The organism is Gelidibacter sp. (assembly GCF_035515035.1).
Taxonomy (GTDB): domain Bacteria; phylum Bacteroidota; class Bacteroidia; order Flavobacteriales; family Flavobacteriaceae; genus Gelidibacter.
In genome coordinates this window covers 1-17,143 of sequence record NZ_DATJCA010000162.1, presented here as the reverse complement: position 1 = coordinate 17,143, position 17,143 = coordinate 1, and the positions used below count along the sequence as shown (strand labels likewise).

The following is a 17,143-nucleotide window of genomic DNA, read 5'->3' as shown; positions in this document are numbered from 1 at the left end:
TCTGGTTTGGAACCAACAAATTCATGAAACTCGATTTCAAAAAATCAGAACGTGTGGCCAAAAATATAACTTTTGAACAGCGATCGGATTATAGTGGCGCGCAAGTAATTGGCGGAGCCATATTTGAAGTGAAATTGGACCGTTCCCATCCTATTAATTTTGGATATAAAAATGAAACACTTCCCGTGTTCAGAAATTCAACTTTATTTGTCAACCCAGACAAACAAAGCTATAACAACCCTATTCAATACACTAAAAATCCATTGTTGAGTGGTTATGTCTCCAAACCAAACTTAGATAGTTTGGCATTGACCGTGCCTTACCAAATGCAGCGTATGAAACGAGGCAAAGTAGTTGCATTTACTGACAACACCAATTTTAGGGCGTTCTGGTTTGGAACCAACAAATTAATGATGAATGCTATATTTTTTAGAGACGAATTATAATTGTAACTGATGAGCAACTCGGTTTTGGACAAAAGGTTTAGAAAAACTGAAGGAATTTCATTGAAATTGCAGAGTTATAATTTAACCGCTATCAAATCCAAAATGAGCACAGCCACCAAGTATATAAGCGCATAAGGAATTCCAAAGTTAAGCCATAAAATCGCTGCCATGACCATCATAAAAAACGGCACTAAACTTATGACTACTGCAAAACGGAATGTAGACGTAAATTCAGGCTCCTTAATTTTCGGTACCAGAATAAGTTTCCATATGGCATAAGGCAGAAATAAAGAAATGCACAATCCTATTTTGGCAATCGCCTTTATGGGGTTGTGCTTTCGTTTGGATTGAGTTTTACAGTCTTTAAAATGGGTTGTGACACACCTGTTAACGGCTGCTGGATCAAGAAAATCCACATTTAGATCCTCTAACTTTTGCAATTTTAAGTCGTAATCCTCGCCGTCAATGTGGGTTGTGACTGTTGTTAAAGCATCATACACATCTTGTTTCAATTTTAAAACTGTAGCATTGGATGGTAGTGTTGTGTAGTTCTTTGATGATAAGGGCGTTCCAAAATTTAACAGCACATGATCCCCAAATTCCTCCGGCCGTCTATAATTAAAACCCACGGGCACTAAATTGATTTCAATATCTGGATGGTCATTTAAAGTCTCTGCAATAATGCGGGTGAAACCTTTACTCAAGGTCCGCACTTGGCGTTTTATATTATGGTTCCCTTCGGGGAAAAGTACAATGGCATTATTTTCATGAAGCAATTGCGAACAGGTCTTAAAAATGGCTTTATTATTCGACAAACTGTCCCACCCGTCCCTAATACGGTAAACAGGTAACATTAATAGACTTTGCAGAAATTTGCTCACCCAAGGTTTCTGAAAAACACTGGCTCTGGTCAAAAAATAAGAAAATTGTCCTTTTTTGGTGGCAATTAGCAGCGGATCCATCAAGCCGTTTTGATGGTTTCCCAGAAAGAGTGTAGGTTGATTTGGAAGAAGAGACTCTTTATAATTAATCTCGATTTTCTTATAATAGAAAAACAGAGCCAAACGGATATAACTTCTCATACTGTGCAACCATAGTAATTTCAATCCGGTATTATTTTTCAATTGTTCAATGGTTTATGCTACAGTTGATCCATTTATCACACGAATTTCTGGTCGCAATAAAAACACGTCGCCCTCTTTTACGGCCCCAACAACTAAGCATTCACTCATGAATTTTGCAATTTGCTTCTTCGGGAAATTTATGACCGCCACGACTTGCCTGTTCAACAAATCCCGCTTAGAATAGAGGGAGGTAATTTGTGCGGAAGATTTCTTAATTCCCAGGACACCAAAATCAATAACCAGTTGATAGGCAGGATTTCTTGCCTCGGGAAAATCGTTGACCTCAACAATAGTTCCTATGCGCAAATCAACTTTGGTGAACTCCTCAAAAGTTACTATCTTTTCCATGCTCAAAATGTAGTTAAACTTAGACGAATTTACAAGATAAAAGATAAAATCATGGCCCAAACCCCTTCCAATATGTTGCCTTTAGGAACCAAGGCACCCTTTTTTGAATTGATGGATACCGTGAGTGATGAAAAGCTCACTTTGGATGATTGTAAAGGTCTCAAAGGAACTGTCATCATGTTTATTTGTAACCATTGTCCATTTGTAATCCATGTGAATTCAAAATTGGTACAATTAGCAAAAGAATATAAATCCAGGGGCATCGATTTTGTAGCCATTTCAAGTAATGACATTGAAAAATACCCACAGGATGGACCCGAATTCATGAAAAAAACAGCTATTGACCAAGGCTATATCTTTCCTTATTTATACGATCAAACCCAAGAGGTAGCCAAAGCCTATAACGCTGCTTGCACCCCCGATTTTTACGTTTTTGACGCTCATTTGGAATTGGTATACAGAGGTCAACTTGACGGTTCAAGACCTGGCAATGACATTCCCGTAACGGGAGAGGATATCTCAAACGCTCTGGATGCGCTTCTGGAAAATCAACCGATCTCACAGGATCAAAAACCTAGTATAGGTTGCAACATAAAATGGCGGCCTGAAAATCGAAAATAAACCCATACCTTATTACTTTGTCGCTAACAAATCAAACTGATACTTCAAACGCAATAAAACAGAACTATGAAAAAAATCTTCATAACTATTGGCGCCGTACTTGTTCTTTTTATCATTCTATTGTATTGGTCCTTAAATAGCACACCTAAAAGCTATGAGACCTCCACCATCGTCAACCTTGACAATGTCAATTCTATCAATTTCAAGGATTATGATTCGCTGACCATTTCAGCAAGTACTTTATATGAGGCCAACGATTTGAAAAAGATGATGCAAGGAGAGCATTATCGCGATGCGTGGGCCACTCCAATAAAAGTACCAGTTGTTTTTTTAGATACCCTTTTAGGTGGCCTAACCATCGTGAAAGAAGGCGGAGGCAATCAAACGAAATCCTTAAAGCTCCAGGATAGCATTGGAAATAAATATGCGCTGAGAAGCATCAACAAAACACCTGCACCTTTGATCCCTGAATTTGCAAAAACATTGGGTTTAGAAAATATCATAATAGATGGGATTTCCGCCCAACATCCGTATGCCGCAACAGTTGTAGCTTTATTGGCCGATGCAGCCCATATCCTACACACATCTCCCAAAGTGTATTTCATTCCTAAACAAGAAGCCCTTGACGAATACAATGAAGCTTATGGCAACAAACTATTTCTTTTCGAACATGAAACTGAAAGCAAAACCAATTGGACGACCATCAAAAATGTAAGTACTATTATTGACACGGACGAGTTACAAGAACTAAAATTGAAACGTGGCGATACACTTAAAATAGACGAACATGCCCTAGTCAGGGCGCGACTATTTGATTTGGTTATAGGCGATTGGGACAGACATGCCAAACAATGGGGATGGGTCATTAAAGAGGAAGAGAACAGTCAGGTTGCCATTCCGCTACCTGCCGATAGAGACAATGCATTTTTTAATATCAGTGGCATCGTGCCTAATATTATTGCCAGTAAAAACATCACTCCTGAAATGCGTCCTTTCCAAAAAGAAATTAACTACCTCCCGGGACTCATCCAAGATTTTGATGTTTATTTCTTAAAGGGCACAACAAAGGATGTTTTTGTTGAAGAAGCAAAACAATTGCAGAACCTATTAACGGACCAGGTCATTGAAAATGCGATACGTCATTGGCCAGCGCAGATTTACGACTTAAATGGTTTGGAAATTGAAAACAAACTCAAAAGCAGAAGGAATGAACTCGTAACCTACGCCAAGGAATTCCAGCGCCTTTTGGTTGAAAAACCATATCCCACATCACCTTTAAAAGGTTCAGAAGACATCAAGTTTAATGGTCACTATTTAAATTGTTTCGAATGCTATTGAAATGTTAATTCAGGAAGGTTTTCAAACAAAAAAAACGGCTAAAATAAACCGTTCTTTTTCAATTTTGGAGCAAAAAAATAATCTTTATCAATCAACAAATAAATGCATTTAAAGTGATATATCAGTGCTATAACAAAGGTTTTGTTGACTTGAAAAAACCAATATTTAACCCATATGAATTTTCGTTAAATAAACCTAAAACGGAATGATTTTTCCTGAAAATAAATGTATTTTATGATCTCTATTATGAAATACCTCATTTTCTTAATCATAACCGTTAGCACGTCAATGAACGCACAACACATTATTCCTGAATCCATATCAAAAGAAATAAACAAGGCTTTAGAATTTTATCCGGACCTGCAAGACACCCCTATCGAATTTCGATTTAAAAAGAACATAAAAAAATCGACCATGCAGGCCAGACCAACCTTTGGAAGCTTTTTCAGAACACGAAAGAACAGAAGATATGTGATTCTTATCAGTGAAACGTTCAAGATATCTGACAAGAAATTCCTGACCAAGCATATTCCATCAGATATATTAATTGGTTGGATAGGCCATGAGTTGGGACATGTTATGGATTACGCTAATAGAAGTAAACTCAATTTAATCTGGTTTGGGGTCAAATACCTTCTATCCGATTCACATATTGTAGAAGCAGAACGTGCGGCAGATACCTATGCTATACGTCACAATATGGAAAATTATATTTTAAAGACTAAAGACTTTATTTTAAACAATGCCGATATACACGATGCCTATAAGTTGCGCATCAAAAAGTACTATTTATCGCCCGAGGAAATTATGGACATCATTGAAAAACGAAGCACAGAATCCGATGCTACTGCTCAGTAATAAAAGATTCCCATTCTTTAAATTTATCCTCGTCCATAACCCGCTCCATTTTCACCTGGCCTCCTTTTTTCTTATTGGATCCGCTCCATTCATGAAATACGGAAGGCTTCACCAAGGTCACCTTCACGCCTTTTAAAGCTTTACTCCTAGCCACTTTATAATTTTTATTGGCTTCCTTTAGAAAATTGTCCAAGCTTTTCTCTATTTGAGTCCTATCAAGTTCATCTTCTGAACCAATATACCAACAGTGATAGAATTCATCATCTTCACAACGTTTTGCGCATATGGTGTATTCTGGAATTTTTGTCGAAAACTCGGCTTCAAGGTGTTTCATGGCATCATCCATTTTATTGACCGATAATTGTGATCCAACGGTATTCAGGAAAAACTTAGTGCGGCCCGTGATTTTAATTTCTGCACGCTCTACATCTGTAAATAGTATAGTATCGCCAATTTCATAGCGCCAAGCACCACTCACGGTACTCATTAACAACACGTAATCTTGGCCTAATTTCACATCTTTTAAAGTGATGGACGGTGCATCCTTAACCAAAGATCCATCTTCCTTGATGTACTCAGGTTTGAAAGGAACAAATTCAAAATAAACACCTTCATCCGTAACCAATTTCATGGCATCAGTTTCTGGCCGTGACTGAAAGGCGATAAATCCTTCAGATGCCAAATAGGTATCAATAATTGTTATGGGTTGCCCCATTAAGGCATTGAAACTTTTTTCATAAGGTCCGAAGGCAACACCACCCGAGGTAAACACTTGAAGATTAGGCCAAATTTCGTGGATATGGTTGAGATTGTGATGTTGGATTACTTTTTGAAGCATGAGCTCAATCCACGATGGAATCCCGCTTAAAGCCCCAATGTCCCAGTTTTCTGCATTTTCCGCAATCCGCTGAACACGTGCATCCCAATCGTCTATTTTAGATATCTCCTCACCTGGCTTATAATATGGCCGAAACCAAAACGGAATTTTGCTCGCGCTAATCCCACTGATTTCACCTTCCAAATGGTCATTGTGCTCCTTAAGATCAGTGGAGCTACCCAACATCATAATTTCCTTTTCAAAAAAATCGGCAGGTAAATCAAAATTACTCAGGGCAAACACCTGTTGTATCCCAGTGTTTTTAATGGCGTCAATCATCTCATCCGTTACAGGAATTCGCTTACTCTCTTTCCCCGTGGTACCAGAACTTAAGGCAAAATATTTAGGATGTCCAGGCCAGGTGACGTCTTCTTCCCCGTTTTGTAAACGATACCACCATTCGTCATTGATTTTGTTATAATCAAAATAAGGCACCTTGTTTGCAAAAGCAATTGCTGGAGAGTCCGATTCCAATAGCGATTCAAAATCATAATGCTTACCAAACGCTGTATCCTTTGCTTTGGTCAACAACTTTTTTAAAACGTCTTGCTGTTCTTCAACAGGATTATTTTCTGAGGAAAAGGAATCTTTAACATCAATGATCCCCTTGATTATATTACCTAATATGGCCATGAGATGATTTTATTTTAAGAAATTCTAATTGTATTGATACTTTTTAACCACTCTTTTTTTCCACAGCGTCCACAAATGCTATTAGCAGTTTGTAAATGTACCGAATGTCCACAAGACGCACACGAATAATAGGTATCCAAAGTAAGTTCGTTGCAAGTCTCATAGAAAAGTTCCGGCCGTATTGGCAAACCGTAACCTACTTGCTCGTCTTCTACAAAAAAAGCACTTATATCTCCTGTGGTTTCCAAATAGGCATATTTTACCTGACCCAAGTGCTCTACAGATTTTAAGCGCAATTGGGAAAAAACTTCATCAGCAGCCAAATTTTCCTTATCGAGAATGTTTAATACAAATTCGCCATTTTCAATGATGAGTTTTGGTTCGCCTTCGATTAAACGTTCCAAAGGCTTAATTTTTACCGCCAACATTGTAATGATGCGATAAAGAACGATTACTACAATTATCACTACGATTCCCGGCACAACCCCAACGTTCTCATAGAGCATCGGATCACCGGCCGCCGATCCTAAAGCGATAATAATGACCATTTCAAAAATGGACAATTGTTTGACACCACGTTTTCCGGCAAACCGCAATAAAATTAGTAGCACTAAGAACATTACCGCCACCCTAAAAACAACTTCCAATAAAAAACTAAAGGGTAACTCGTTCATCAGAACGCGGGGCCATTCGAAAATATCCTCCATCTCGATTTGAAAACTTTCTAAGCTGCCATTTTACGGCATTCTTCGGCACATTTTCTACAAGATTCTGCACATTTCTGACAGTGTTCATGATCGTGCTGACCGCATTGTTCTGCACACCAATCGCAAATCTCTGCACATAATCTACAATATTCTGCTGCATGTTCACTGTCTGCGGCCATCATTTTTATGGCAACCAAACAAGCATCAATACATTCTACACAGCATTTAGGGCAGTCATTCATACTTTTCATTCCCGCCATTTCAACGAGACAGTTTTGACAATCCACCAAACATTTTTGGCAAGCTTCAATACATTTTTGATACGCTGTTTTCATAATTAAAGAGTTTTATGCAAGATCTTTATTTTATCAAAAGAAAAGTATTGCTATTAATAAAAGCTTTAACCCTAATCAATTATTCAGCGATTTGAAGGCGTCTTTTTTTAAAAAACCAATAGTGCAAAAATTTCGCTTTCTTATTCTCGCAATCTTTCAGGATATTTGCAACTATGAAAATGTATGGAAGAACAATTACTATAAGTTCAGCGGAGGATTTAAAATTCATCTTCAGGTTATGATGGTACTTTTATCACCTAAATTTGATATTGAAAACGAAATACAAATTCTAAATCAGCTTTTTATAGCGGGTCTAGAATGTTATCATTTGAGAAAACCCGATAGGACACGTCAGGAATATGTCGATCTTTTAAAAGAAATCGACCCAAAATATCATAACAGAATTGTCATCCACCAATTTCACGAATTGACGAATGACTTTAATTTAAAGGGAATCCACTTCGAAGAACAACAACGACGGAATTATATTGAAACACCAACCCGTTACTTTAAAGATTTGAAACTTTTCGGAAAAACCATTAGTTCCACTTTCCATGAATTAAATGATTTGGTGGACAGCGATTTCGAATTTGATTACCACTTTTTATGGCCGCTATTTTCCTTAGGAAAACAGCCAAATTCTGAGGTTAATCGGATTGATGTCAACCATGTCGATAAAGGTATTATTGCCGTAGGTGACCTGGATAAAAAAACTTTTTATGACGTCTTTACTTTAGGATATAGGGGCATCGCCATTTTGGAAACTGTCTGGCAGAGCAAAGATCCGTTGACAAGTTTTACGGATTTAAAAACTGTTTATGATACCATCATTATCAAACCATAAGTCGATTGCTCATAGTTACAAATTATCCAACTGATTATCCGTGCCCTTATCACTTATGGTCCAAAAGAATCCAACAAAAAAAAATTGATCCGCTGCTGGTAGTAAAGCTCTTCTTGAAAAATTACCGTTCGCATCTGCCGTAGTTGCATATTGATAGCCGTTGATGTTTTTAATACCCAGCACATTGTTCACAGAAAAATATAGGATTTTTTGCGAGCTCAACAAATACGCCCAATTTAGGCTTAAGTTATTGTAAGGTTTTGTTTTGGCATTCAAAAACCCTTCAGAATTAGGATCTGTATAGTTTCTTCCAGATGCAAATGCATAACTGAAACCCACCTGACTTTTTAGAGCATCGATCCAATATTTACTCACTACAGAAAAATTGTGTGTATTGACAAAGTTGGGTTGGGCGGCATAGGGATAGTTTTTATAATCGCGTTCAGAATCCAAAAAAGAATAGCTCACCCAATAATCAACATTTTTGATGTTCTTGTTATCACGCCAAAACAAGTCGATCCCTTTGGCAAAACCCCGCCCCGAATTATCAAAATTGGTCTCAAAATCTAAAAGCTCTGAATCGTATTTTATCAAACCTTTATAATTTTTGTAATACGCCTCAGCTCTAAACATGCGCCCCTCCACATTGTATTGATAATTGAGAATAAAATGCGCGGTGTGCTGCGGTTGAAGTGATTGATCAAATTTTAAGATATCATTATTTGGGTTTTGATAAAAATTGCCATAAGCTAACGATAGTTGACTTCTTTTTGAGGTTTTATAAGCCAAGGACATCCGCGGGGCGATCTCAGTCGCTTTGAACAATTGGCTATAATCTGCCCTTAATCCTGCTTTTAATGCCAACTTTTTTGAAAAAATGAAATCCGCTTCAGCAAAAGCGGCAGCAATATCATTGGTGAATCCATAGTGCGTTATTGCGATCAAATTATCTTGATAGTTCTCGTTAAAATGGGTGGAAAAATATTCAGCACCGAAATTCAGTTTTAACCGATTACTGAATCGACGTTTCAATTTGAATTTGGTGTGATAGGAGTTTTCAGTATCGTCAATCCCACTGTCCCTAACACCAACATCTTTCTGACGATGGGTATAACTCATGCCTCCAAAAACTGACCAAACATCAGTCAGCATGCCCTGATAACTCCCATTAAAATAGAGGTTATTTTCGTTCAGCTTAAAGTGGACCCCTTCGGAATAATTGATGTCTTCTTGGATCAATCCAAAGTTGGAGGTTTCAAAGGCTGTGTATATTTTCAACATTCCCTTATCAAAATGCTGTCTATATACCGCCTCTCCTGAAGCCGATTGAAATGGCTTTTCCCAAGCATTTCTATCTGGAAACACGGCGATATATGGGGCTAAATTGATATAAGAGGCATTTACGCTTAAAGAGCTTTTGGTCCATTTTTGGGTATTGCCAAGTCCGCCTCCCAAAGTCATGATACCAATTTCTGTTTTATTCTGATCGGCTTCAGCGATGGTATTGAGCAAGAGAACACTGGAAAGTGCCTGCCCATATTCGGCAGAATAGCCACCAGTAGAAAACGTAATCCCATCAAACAAAAAAGGCGAATAGCGTCCGCGAGTGGGCGTGTTATTTGTGGTTGGACTGTACGGCGTAAACACCCTAATCCCATCTATAAAAATTTGTGTCTCATCAGCTTCTCCTCCACGAACAAATAAGCGTCCGTCTTCCGCCACCGTTGTGGTGCCCGGTAAGGTTTGCAAAGCGCCCACAAAATCGCCCAAGGCACTCGCTGTGGTCACCACATCTAAAGTACTCAACACGGAAACTTTACTATTATCACCTGCTTCAAACGTGCCTGCCGAAAGGACCACGGCATCCAAGGTGTTCACATCTTCCCGAAGCTTGATCTGCAAATCGCTCATTGTTACCACTTCATTAAGTTTTTTAAAAGTTTCAAAGGCGAGAAAGGAAACCACCAAAGTTTTTACCCCCATTTCATTTGTATTAAAAGAAAACCGACCCAAAATATCGGTTGTTCCTCCGTCATAGGTTCCTTCCAGATACACGTTGGCACCTTGTATAGGCAGACCTTTAAGGTCCGTCACTTTCCCTGAAATTGTAGTTTGACCAAAGCTGATAACAGTAGTAAAAAAGATGAGGAAGAATACTTTTGCTTTCATAAAAATAGTGTGATTAACTGTTGCCGCAAATGTGTGCAGAATCAAACACAATGAAAACTCTTAAGTTATGAACTGTCATAATTTAAGGACGAGCTGACTTGTTATATTTCAAGTCAATAGTTCCATCATTTTAGTATCTTAGGTCCAAAATCCAGCCCATGCTTACTAAAACTGAAACACAATTTACCATTCTATTTATGTTGCTTCTTTTAGCAGAACTTATCTGTGCCAGTGTTGAAAGCCTTGCAACCTGGCACTACTTTACAAAACCGTCTTTACTGACTGCTTTGATCATTTATTTTAATTTCCAAAGCAAAGAACTCACCTCAAAAACCAAAGTCATGACGTTAACAGCACTTGTCTTTTCTTTAATGGGTGATGTGTTATTGATGTTTGTCGATCAATCTCCAAACTTCTTCATGTTTGGATTGGTTTCCTTTTTCTTGGCACATGTATTTTATATCGTGATATTTTGGAGGCATAGGAATACGAAAATCAATTCCATTGGTTTAATTTCAATTTTAGGGATCTATGCGATCGGGCTTTTTTATATCCTCAGAAATAGTTTAGGCGACTTATTGGTTCCGGTACTGTTTTATATAATTATTATTTTAATAATGGTTATAACCGCATTTTTAAGACAAGGAAAAGTTTCAAAAATAAGTTTCATTTTAGTGTTTTTAGGTGCTATATTGTTTGTGATTTCAGACAGCATTTTAGCCTTAAATAAATTTTATATACCCCTAAGGTTTTCCAGTATCAGCATCATGCTAACTTATGCTTTGGCTCAATATTTTATCGTTATGGGGCTCCTAAAACAGCGATAGCTTTTCTCTATAGCTAATCATTAATCCATTAAAAATCAGATAACAATAACATTATACCTAAAGTGGAGATTGAATATTTAAAATTAAGGTATTAATATCTTTAAAATACCTGCAAATTTCTGTAACAATCACTATGATTTCTCTACTAACAGTATAACTAACTAACCGATTTGAACAAAGAATTAGAACATAATTTTGTTGCGTTGCTTGAGGAGCATCAGAACATTGTGCACAAAGTTTGTAGGCTTTATACAAACCATAGGGAAGCGCATAATGATTTGTTCCAAGAGGTCACCATCCAGCTGTGGAAGGCCTATCCGAAATTTCGGGGAGACGCCAAATTTAGCACTTGGATGTATCGCGTGGCATTAAATACCGCCATCACCTTATATCGAAAATCCAAACGCACGGTCAACACCTACGAACTGGAAACATTTCAATTTAAGATTAGGGCGGAAGAATACGACGACACTGAAGAACAGCAATTAAAATTGCTTTATCAAGCCGTCCATCAGTTGAATGACATTGAAAAAGCGCTGGTATTTCTTTATTTAGAAGAAAAGGATTATCGGGAAATTAGTGAAACCTTAGGGATTAGTGAGGTCAATGCACGAGTGAAAATGAACAGGATCAAAAACAAACTAAAAACAATACTTAATCCGTAATTATATGGATGAATTAGAATTATTAAAAAAACATTGGAAGCAAGAGGAGGCACAGTACCCTCATGTTTCATCCAATGACATCTATAAAATGATCCTGAAACGATCATCCTCAATTGTCAAATGGATCTTTATCATCAGTCTATTGGAGTTTGCCCTATGGACAGGTCTCACCTTCTTTTTGAAAGACTCCAAGAATGCGCAGCATTTTGACAAGATGGACTCTGACTACCTGATCATTCCATTGACCGTTATCGGTTATGTAATCTTGGCTTATTTTTTCTATTTATTTTATAGAAACTTCAAACGCATTTCAGTAACGGACAGCGCTAAGGTACTCATGGAAAACATCATTAGGACACGACGAACAGTTAAGAACTACGTGCTTTTCAACCTAATCTTCATGGTCATTTCCACCGTGGCGGTATTGTATATTGAATTTGATCAAGACCAAGCCTTGATTCGCAAAACTCAAGCTGCAGCCGCCAATGGTGATATCTTTATGTTCTACGCAAAAACCATATTGATCGTCGCTGGTGTACTTGCGGTTTTTGCAGGTGTGTTATTATTCTTCTATTGGCTGATTTACGGGCTGTTACTAAGAAAACTCAATAGGAACTATAAGGAATTGAGAAAATTGGAGATGTAACGAAAGTTAAAGCAGAAGCTTAAGATGCATTTAGCAATACCCTTAAATACAACATTGTACAGATCGCTAAGTCAAGGTTTTATTTAACAGTGATGAATGTGGAATGACATCAAAAACAATCGATCGTCATTTAATTCATTCACGAAGATAAGGGGCCTAAAAGTCGAAATTCAATCTTTATCACCTGATTATTCTTCCACTTTTCTCCATCTTCTAAGCTTATGCAATGCTTCTTGAGCCATAATTTCTTCCTGCGGAATAACTTTTAAAAAGGACGGATGTTGCTCAATGGCATATTCAATCTTCTCCACAATCTGATCAATGGTTTCATTGTCATAATCAATATCCAGTGGCTTTTTAATTTCCATGGATTGAAGGATGTTTTTCTTCTTGACTCGAAGTCCTTTTTTATCGAAAGAACGTCTAAAGCCGTCAATTACGATTGGAACGACAATTGGTTTATAACGTTTAATGATGTGTGCTGTTCCCTTTCTAATGGGCCTGAACGGAGTTGTCGTACCTTGGGGGAAGGTGATCACCCATCCATCATCCAAAGCCTTGGAAATAGCCGTTATATCGCTCATTTTAACCTGCCGATTCACTTCCTTGCCTTCTGCCCTCCACGTGCGTTCAATACTAATTGAACCTACATAGGCCAATATCTTTGGTAACCAGCCGTCCTTCATCGTCTCTTTGGCCGCAACGTAATAAATGTTCAGTTTTGGATTCCACAAATAACCGATGTTCTTGATATTGTCATCCCGATCACTCAAACTCGCATTGAACACATGAAACATGGCCACCACATCAGCAAAATAGGTTTGATGATTGGAGATGAACAAAACATTGGTATCCGGTAAATTTTTGATGACTTCAGAACCTTCGATCTGCAGTTCGTTAAAGCCTCTAAAACGTCTGTGCGTCATCGCCCCAAGGATACGGATGAGCCATTTTTTTACAAAAAGTATATGTCCAAAAGGGTTTCTTTTAAATAATCCCATTATTTTTATTTACGGTTATGAAAATTGTATTTGCGAGGCGTGTGACCTCAACTTAACTAAGAAAACAAATTTAGTAAAATCCATAGCTTAGAGCACTTTTTTTAACAAGTCTTTTATTTCATTGAGCATCATGGCTGTTGCACCCCAAACCGTATGGCCATTCAATTTAAAAATGGGCACCTCCACCTCCTTTCCCAACGATGTCATGAGCATTTCCGAGCCCACATTGACATCATTGACAAAATCTTCTAATGTAACCTCTATCAAATCCTCAACTTCATCATCTTGTTTCAAAAACTGAGGCGTTTTATGTGTCACTCCCATAAATGGATAAACGGTAAAGTTACTGGGTGGAATATAAAGCTTGGTCAGCGCCCTGACAACCTCCATGTCCTTTATGGGCACACCTACTTCTTCAAAAGTCTCCCTTAGTGCAGCATATTCCAAGGAAGGATCTTCAGGCTCCAGCTTCCCTCCCGGAAACCCTACCTGGGCAGAATGCACGCCTTTATAGGTTTTTCTCAAAATCAAGATGAGCATTGTAATGTTATCAAGATCCGGATAAAACAAGGCCATGACGCCCGCCTTTCGGGAGTACTTCATGAGCTCACGTTGCTTTTCAATCAACTCCATACGGTATTTAGGCGACATTTTCAGCTGTGATTCATGACCTGGAAGTGGAATATGTTCTATTTTTGAAATAGATTTTAAAAATGTATCAAAATTCATTCAGATATGAGAATTTTAATGTTCATTGGCGTGTTTTTCATCTTTCTTAATTGTGAAGATAAACAATCTCGCCAAAAAAAGAGTTATTCACCTGTAGATTCCTTGCCTTCCAAAGTCAATCAAGTCAAAAACAACACAGTCGAAAAAGAGACCCGTAAATTTCCAAAACTCACTGATAAGAATGCGATGGATTTTTTTCTCGAATACGAAAAGGAACATAAAGAAAACAAAGTTAGGATTACTACCGATTTTGGAACCATAGACATCTTACTGTTTAATGAAACCAAATTCCACCGTGCCAATTTCATCTTTTTGACCAAGCAAAAGTATTTTGACAATACCCAATTTTATCGCATTGTCAACAACTTTGTCATTCAGGCTGGCAATAGTGATGATATCTCCATAGCGGAAAAACGTCAAAAAATAGGACAATACCTTCTGCCCACCGATACCAATCGGGGATATTTGCACGACAGAGGTGTAATCAGCATGCCCAGTAGTGAAATTGAAAACCCTTATAAATTGGCCTCTCCCTATCAGTTTTTTATTGTGCAAAAGCAAGGAGGCGCACATCATCTGGATGGTAATTATACAGTTTTTGGGAGAGTCATAGACGGCATGGATGTCGTAGATATTATTGCCGCACAAGAAACAGATGGTTCAGAATGGCCGTTAAAGAACATCTACATCCGGAAAGTAGAAATTATAGATTAATTAAGAAAATTGAGCCTTAAATTCAATATCTTGGAACTCTTAAAAATTTAACACTAAAATCAATGACAAAACACAACCTGAAACACATTAAAACTCTGAGTTTATGTGTCCTAATTGCCTTTACAAGTTGTAAGGACGACGAAAAAAAAGAAACCAACATGGCTAAAACTGACAATATCCTATTACAAGAATGGACAGGCCCTTATGATGGTGTTCCTGCTTTTGACCAAATGAACGTTAAAGACGTGAAAGAAGCGGTCGAAAAAGGCATGGAACTTGGCTTAAAGGATATTGAAAAAATTGCCAACAATCCAGAGCCGCCAACTTTTGAAAATACCATAGTTGAATTGGAACGCTCGGGAAAAGACCTGACTCGAGTTTTCACCTACTACGGCATCTTGAGTAGCAATATGTCATCTCCTGAATTCAGGGACCTCCAGGCAGAGTTGGCGCCTAAGCTTTCCGATTACAATTCTAAAATTTCCCAAAACGAGAAATTATTCCAAAGAATTAAAGCCGTTTACGATGCTTCACAAACAACACCTTTAGAAGCCGATCAACAGCGCGTGGTTGATTTGACCTATAAAAGCTTTGAGATGAATGGCGCCAATTTAGACGCTGAGAAAAAGAAACGCTATGCCGAAATCAACAAAGAGCTCTCTTCGATCTATACCAAGTTTTCAAACAACGTCTTACATGATGAAGAAAATTATGTAACCTATTTGAATGAAGATCAATTGGGTGGACTTTCAGAATCTTTTGTCAAATCAGCAGCTAAAATTGCTTCAGATAAAGGTCAAGATGGAAAATACGTCGTCACCAACACCCGCTCGTCCATCGATCCGTTTTTGACTTATTCTACGGAGCGTGAATTACGCAAACAAGTGTGGACCAATTACTATTCCCGTGGCGATAATGGTGACGAATACGACAACAAAGACCTTATTGCAAAAATCTTACAGCTCCGCAAAGAGCGTGTAGGCTTGATGGGGTATGATAATTATGCTGAATGGCGCTTACAGGACAGAATGGCTAAAACACCAGAGAACGCCATGGACTTGATGATGGCTGTTTGGCCAGCAGCTATTGCCAGAGTGAAAGAAGAAGTTACTGATATGCAAGTTGTAGCTAATGAAATTGGCGACAAAATTACTATTGAGCCTTGGGATTACAGATATTATGCTGAAAAAGTTCGCCAAAAGAAGTATGATTTGGATAGTGAAGAGGTGAAACAATACTTACAACTTGATAAATTGACTCAAGCCTTATTTTATACTGCCGGACGTTTGTTCAATTATGACTTTACACCAGTTCCGGAAGGTAGCGTACCTGTATTTCACGACGATGTAAAAGTTTGGGACGTGACCGATAAGGATTCTGGAAAACATATTGGTTTATGGTATTTAGACCCCTTTGCCCGTGAAGGAAAACGTTCTGGCGCCTGGGCAACCACTTACCGCAGCCACACTACCTATGACGGTGAAGAAACTGTATTGGCATCAAACAACTCCAATTTCGTAAAACCTGCTCCAGGCGAACCTGTTTTAGTGTCTTGGGATGATGCGACGACGTTTTTCCACGAATTTGGACATGCCTTACATTTTTTCTCTTCCAATGTGAAATATCCAACCTTAAACGGTGGCGTAAGGGATTATACAGAGTTCCAATCGCAGTTATTGGAGCGCTGGCTATCAACCGATGAAGTGATCAACCAATTTTTAGTGCATTACAAAACTGGCGAGCCTATTCCAGCAGCATTGGTTGAAAAAATTAAAAATGCAGCGACCTTCAATCAAGGTTTCGGCACGACCGAATATTTGGCATCCGCCTTAATTGATATGAAATTGCACTTAGCAGACCCAGAAAACATTGATATTGCCAAATTTGAGCGTGAAACCTTGAATGAAATGAAGATGCCAAAAGAATTGGTAATGCGTCATAGAACGCCACACTTTGGACACGTGTTCTCAGGTGAAGGCTATGCAACAGCATATTACGGCTATATGTGGGCAGATGTGTTGACGGCTGATGCGTCTGAAGCGTTCAAGGATGCTCCAGGTGGTTTTTATGACAAAGAACTTTCTGAGAAATTGGTGAAGTATTTATTTGCACCAAGAAACTCAATGGATCCGGCAGAAGCATATCGCTTATTTAGAGGTCGTGATGCAAAGATCGAAGCTTTGATGAGAGATAGAGGCTTCCCTGTTCCGAAGCGTTAATTAACTGATTTCTTCTACTATTAAAAGCCGCGTTTCTTAACG

At 38.2% G+C, this 17,143-nt stretch carries 17 protein-coding genes and 1 pseudogene; 10 read left to right on the top strand and 8 right to left on the bottom strand.

From position 1 onward, the window contains the following. Positions 1-446, top strand: a pseudogene (locus VLZ86_RS13730) (zinc carboxypeptidase); the annotation flags it as partial. Positions 447-520: 74 nt separating this feature from the next. Here VLZ86_RS13730 and VLZ86_RS13725 read toward each other — a convergent pair. Both VLZ86_RS13725 and VLZ86_RS13720 read right to left on the bottom strand, forming a co-directional pair. Beyond that, the gene (locus VLZ86_RS13725) at positions 521-1,570 is read right to left on the bottom strand and encodes a 1-acyl-sn-glycerol-3-phosphate acyltransferase (RefSeq protein WP_325452304.1); all 1,050 of its coding nucleotides are present in this window, start codon (positions 1,568-1,570) and stop codon (positions 521-523) included. Between the two features lie 12 nt (positions 1,571-1,582). After that, positions 1,583-1,918: a tRNA-binding protein gene (locus tag VLZ86_RS13720; protein WP_325452302.1), complete on the bottom strand. Its 336-nt coding sequence runs from the start codon at positions 1,916-1,918 to the stop codon at positions 1,583-1,585. Positions 1,919-1,969: 51 nt separating this feature from the next. Between VLZ86_RS13720 and VLZ86_RS13715 the strand changes: the two genes are divergently transcribed. The 3 genes from VLZ86_RS13715 to VLZ86_RS13705 all read left to right on the top strand — a co-directional run bounded on the left by VLZ86_RS13715 (position 1,970) and on the right by VLZ86_RS13705 (position 4,735). Then, positions 1,970-2,539 (top strand): thioredoxin family protein, encoded by a 570-nt coding sequence (locus VLZ86_RS13715; protein ID WP_325452300.1) that lies wholly within the window; start codon positions 1,970-1,972, stop codon positions 2,537-2,539. Positions 2,540-2,605: 66 nt separating this feature from the next. Continuing rightward, positions 2,606-3,877 (top strand): hypothetical protein, encoded by a 1,272-nt coding sequence (locus tag VLZ86_RS13710; RefSeq protein ID WP_325452298.1) that lies wholly within the window; start codon positions 2,606-2,608, stop codon positions 3,875-3,877. Positions 3,878-4,123: 246 nt separating this feature from the next. Continuing rightward, positions 4,124-4,735, top strand: coding sequence for a hypothetical protein (locus VLZ86_RS13705; RefSeq protein ID WP_325452296.1), 612 nt, complete (start codon positions 4,124-4,126; stop codon positions 4,733-4,735). Here the strand turns inward: VLZ86_RS13705 and VLZ86_RS13700 are convergent. From VLZ86_RS13700 to VLZ86_RS13690, 3 genes are read right to left on the bottom strand one after another with little or no spacing between them, the layout of a single operon-like run. Beyond that, positions 4,722-6,245 (bottom strand): GH3 family domain-containing protein, encoded by a 1,524-nt coding sequence (locus tag VLZ86_RS13700; RefSeq protein WP_325452294.1) that lies wholly within the window; start codon positions 6,243-6,245, stop codon positions 4,722-4,724. The two genes, VLZ86_RS13705 and VLZ86_RS13700, sit on opposite strands and share 14 nt — an antisense overlap. 14 nt (positions 6,246-6,259) lie before the next feature. Then, positions 6,260-6,919, bottom strand: a complete 660-nt coding sequence (locus VLZ86_RS13695) for a DUF421 domain-containing protein (RefSeq protein ID WP_325452292.1) — start codon at positions 6,917-6,919, stop codon at positions 6,260-6,262. 50 nt (positions 6,920-6,969) lie between these two features. Beyond that, positions 6,970-7,287 carry a four-helix bundle copper-binding protein gene (locus VLZ86_RS13690; RefSeq protein ID WP_325452290.1) on the bottom strand — a complete coding sequence of 106 codons (318 nt, stop codon included), beginning with the start codon at positions 7,285-7,287 and terminating at the stop codon, positions 6,970-6,972. Positions 7,288-7,525: 238 nt separating this feature from the next. On the opposite strand from VLZ86_RS13690, the gene VLZ86_RS13685 reads away from it, so the two are divergent. Next, on the top strand, positions 7,526-8,131 hold the full coding sequence (locus VLZ86_RS13685; protein WP_325452288.1) for a thiamine phosphate synthase: 606 nt from the start codon (positions 7,526-7,528) through the stop codon (positions 8,129-8,131). 15 nt (positions 8,132-8,146) lie between these two features. Here VLZ86_RS13685 and VLZ86_RS13680 read toward each other — a convergent pair whose 3' ends face one another. Next, positions 8,147-10,300, bottom strand: coding sequence for a TonB-dependent receptor (locus VLZ86_RS13680; RefSeq protein WP_325452286.1), 2,154 nt, complete (start codon positions 10,298-10,300; stop codon positions 8,147-8,149). A gap of 158 nt (positions 10,301-10,458) precedes the next feature. On the opposite strand from VLZ86_RS13680, the gene VLZ86_RS13675 reads away from it, so the two are divergent. The 3 genes from VLZ86_RS13675 to VLZ86_RS13665 all read left to right on the top strand — a co-directional run bounded on the left by VLZ86_RS13675 (position 10,459) and on the right by VLZ86_RS13665 (position 12,438). After that, positions 10,459-11,127, top strand: coding sequence for a lysoplasmalogenase (locus VLZ86_RS13675; RefSeq protein WP_325452284.1), 669 nt, complete (start codon positions 10,459-10,461; stop codon positions 11,125-11,127). 170 nt (positions 11,128-11,297) lie between these two features. Next, positions 11,298-11,792, top strand: a complete 495-nt coding sequence (locus VLZ86_RS13670) for a sigma-70 family RNA polymerase sigma factor (protein WP_325452282.1) — start codon at positions 11,298-11,300, stop codon at positions 11,790-11,792. A 4-nt stretch (positions 11,793-11,796) separates the two neighbouring features. After that, on the top strand, positions 11,797-12,438 hold the full coding sequence (locus VLZ86_RS13665) for a hypothetical protein (RefSeq protein WP_325452280.1): 642 nt from the start codon (positions 11,797-11,799) through the stop codon (positions 12,436-12,438). Between the two features lie 188 nt (positions 12,439-12,626). On the opposite strand, the gene VLZ86_RS13660 is transcribed toward VLZ86_RS13665, so the two are convergent. Continuing rightward, on the bottom strand, positions 12,627-13,439 hold the full coding sequence (locus VLZ86_RS13660; RefSeq protein WP_325452278.1) for a lysophospholipid acyltransferase family protein: 813 nt from the start codon (positions 13,437-13,439) through the stop codon (positions 12,627-12,629). An 87-nt stretch (positions 13,440-13,526) separates the two neighbouring features. Continuing rightward, entirely contained in the window at positions 13,527-14,168 is a 642-nt protein-coding gene (locus VLZ86_RS13655; RefSeq protein WP_325452277.1) for a CoA pyrophosphatase, read from the bottom strand. 6 nt (positions 14,169-14,174) lie between these two features. Here VLZ86_RS13655 and VLZ86_RS13650 point away from each other — a divergent pair, with 6 nt between their 5' ends. Then, positions 14,175-14,882: a peptidylprolyl isomerase gene (locus VLZ86_RS13650; RefSeq protein WP_325452275.1), complete on the top strand. Its 708-nt coding sequence runs from the start codon at positions 14,175-14,177 to the stop codon at positions 14,880-14,882. Between the two features lie 62 nt (positions 14,883-14,944). Further along, positions 14,945-17,101, top strand: a complete 2,157-nt coding sequence (locus VLZ86_RS13645) for a M3 family metallopeptidase (RefSeq protein WP_325452272.1) — start codon at positions 14,945-14,947, stop codon at positions 17,099-17,101. Positions 17,102-17,143 lie beyond the last annotated feature (42 nt).

Bases quoted from the DNA above. Each gene is read 5' to 3' on its own strand.
- VLZ86_RS13720 (WP_325452302.1), bottom strand. From the start codon at position 1,918: ATGGAAAAGATAGTAACTTTTGAGGAGTTCACCAAAGTTGATTTGCGC.
- VLZ86_RS13715 (WP_325452300.1), top strand. From the start codon at position 1,970: ATGGCCCAAACCCCTTCCAATATGTTGCCTTTAGGAACCAAGGCACCC.
- VLZ86_RS13710 (WP_325452298.1), top strand. From the start codon at position 2,606: ATGAAAAAAATCTTCATAACTATTGGCGCCGTACTTGTTCTTTTTATC.
- VLZ86_RS13705 (WP_325452296.1), top strand. From the start codon at position 4,124: ATGAAATACCTCATTTTCTTAATCATAACCGTTAGCACGTCAATGAAC.
- VLZ86_RS13700 (WP_325452294.1), bottom strand. From the start codon at position 6,245: ATGGCCATATTAGGTAATATAATCAAGGGGATCATTGATGTTAAAGAT.
- VLZ86_RS13695 (WP_325452292.1), bottom strand. From the start codon at position 6,919: ATGAACGAGTTACCCTTTAGTTTTTTATTGGAAGTTGTTTTTAGGGTG.
- VLZ86_RS13690 (WP_325452290.1), bottom strand. From the start codon at position 7,287: ATGAAAACAGCGTATCAAAAATGTATTGAAGCTTGCCAAAAATGTTTG.
- VLZ86_RS13685 (WP_325452288.1), top strand. From the start codon at position 7,526: ATGATGGTACTTTTATCACCTAAATTTGATATTGAAAACGAAATACAA.
- VLZ86_RS13680 (WP_325452286.1), bottom strand. From the start codon at position 10,300: ATGAAAGCAAAAGTATTCTTCCTCATCTTTTTTACTACTGTTATCAGC.
- VLZ86_RS13675 (WP_325452284.1), top strand. From the start codon at position 10,459: ATGCTTACTAAAACTGAAACACAATTTACCATTCTATTTATGTTGCTT.
- VLZ86_RS13665 (WP_325452280.1), top strand. From the start codon at position 11,797: ATGGATGAATTAGAATTATTAAAAAAACATTGGAAGCAAGAGGAGGCA.
- VLZ86_RS13660 (WP_325452278.1), bottom strand. From the start codon at position 13,439: ATGGGATTATTTAAAAGAAACCCTTTTGGACATATACTTTTTGTAAAA.
- VLZ86_RS13655 (WP_325452277.1), bottom strand. From the start codon at position 14,168: ATGAATTTTGATACATTTTTAAAATCTATTTCAAAAATAGAACATATT.
- VLZ86_RS13650 (WP_325452275.1), top strand. From the start codon at position 14,175: ATGAGAATTTTAATGTTCATTGGCGTGTTTTTCATCTTTCTTAATTGT.
- VLZ86_RS13645 (WP_325452272.1), top strand. From the start codon at position 14,945: ATGACAAAACACAACCTGAAACACATTAAAACTCTGAGTTTATGTGTC.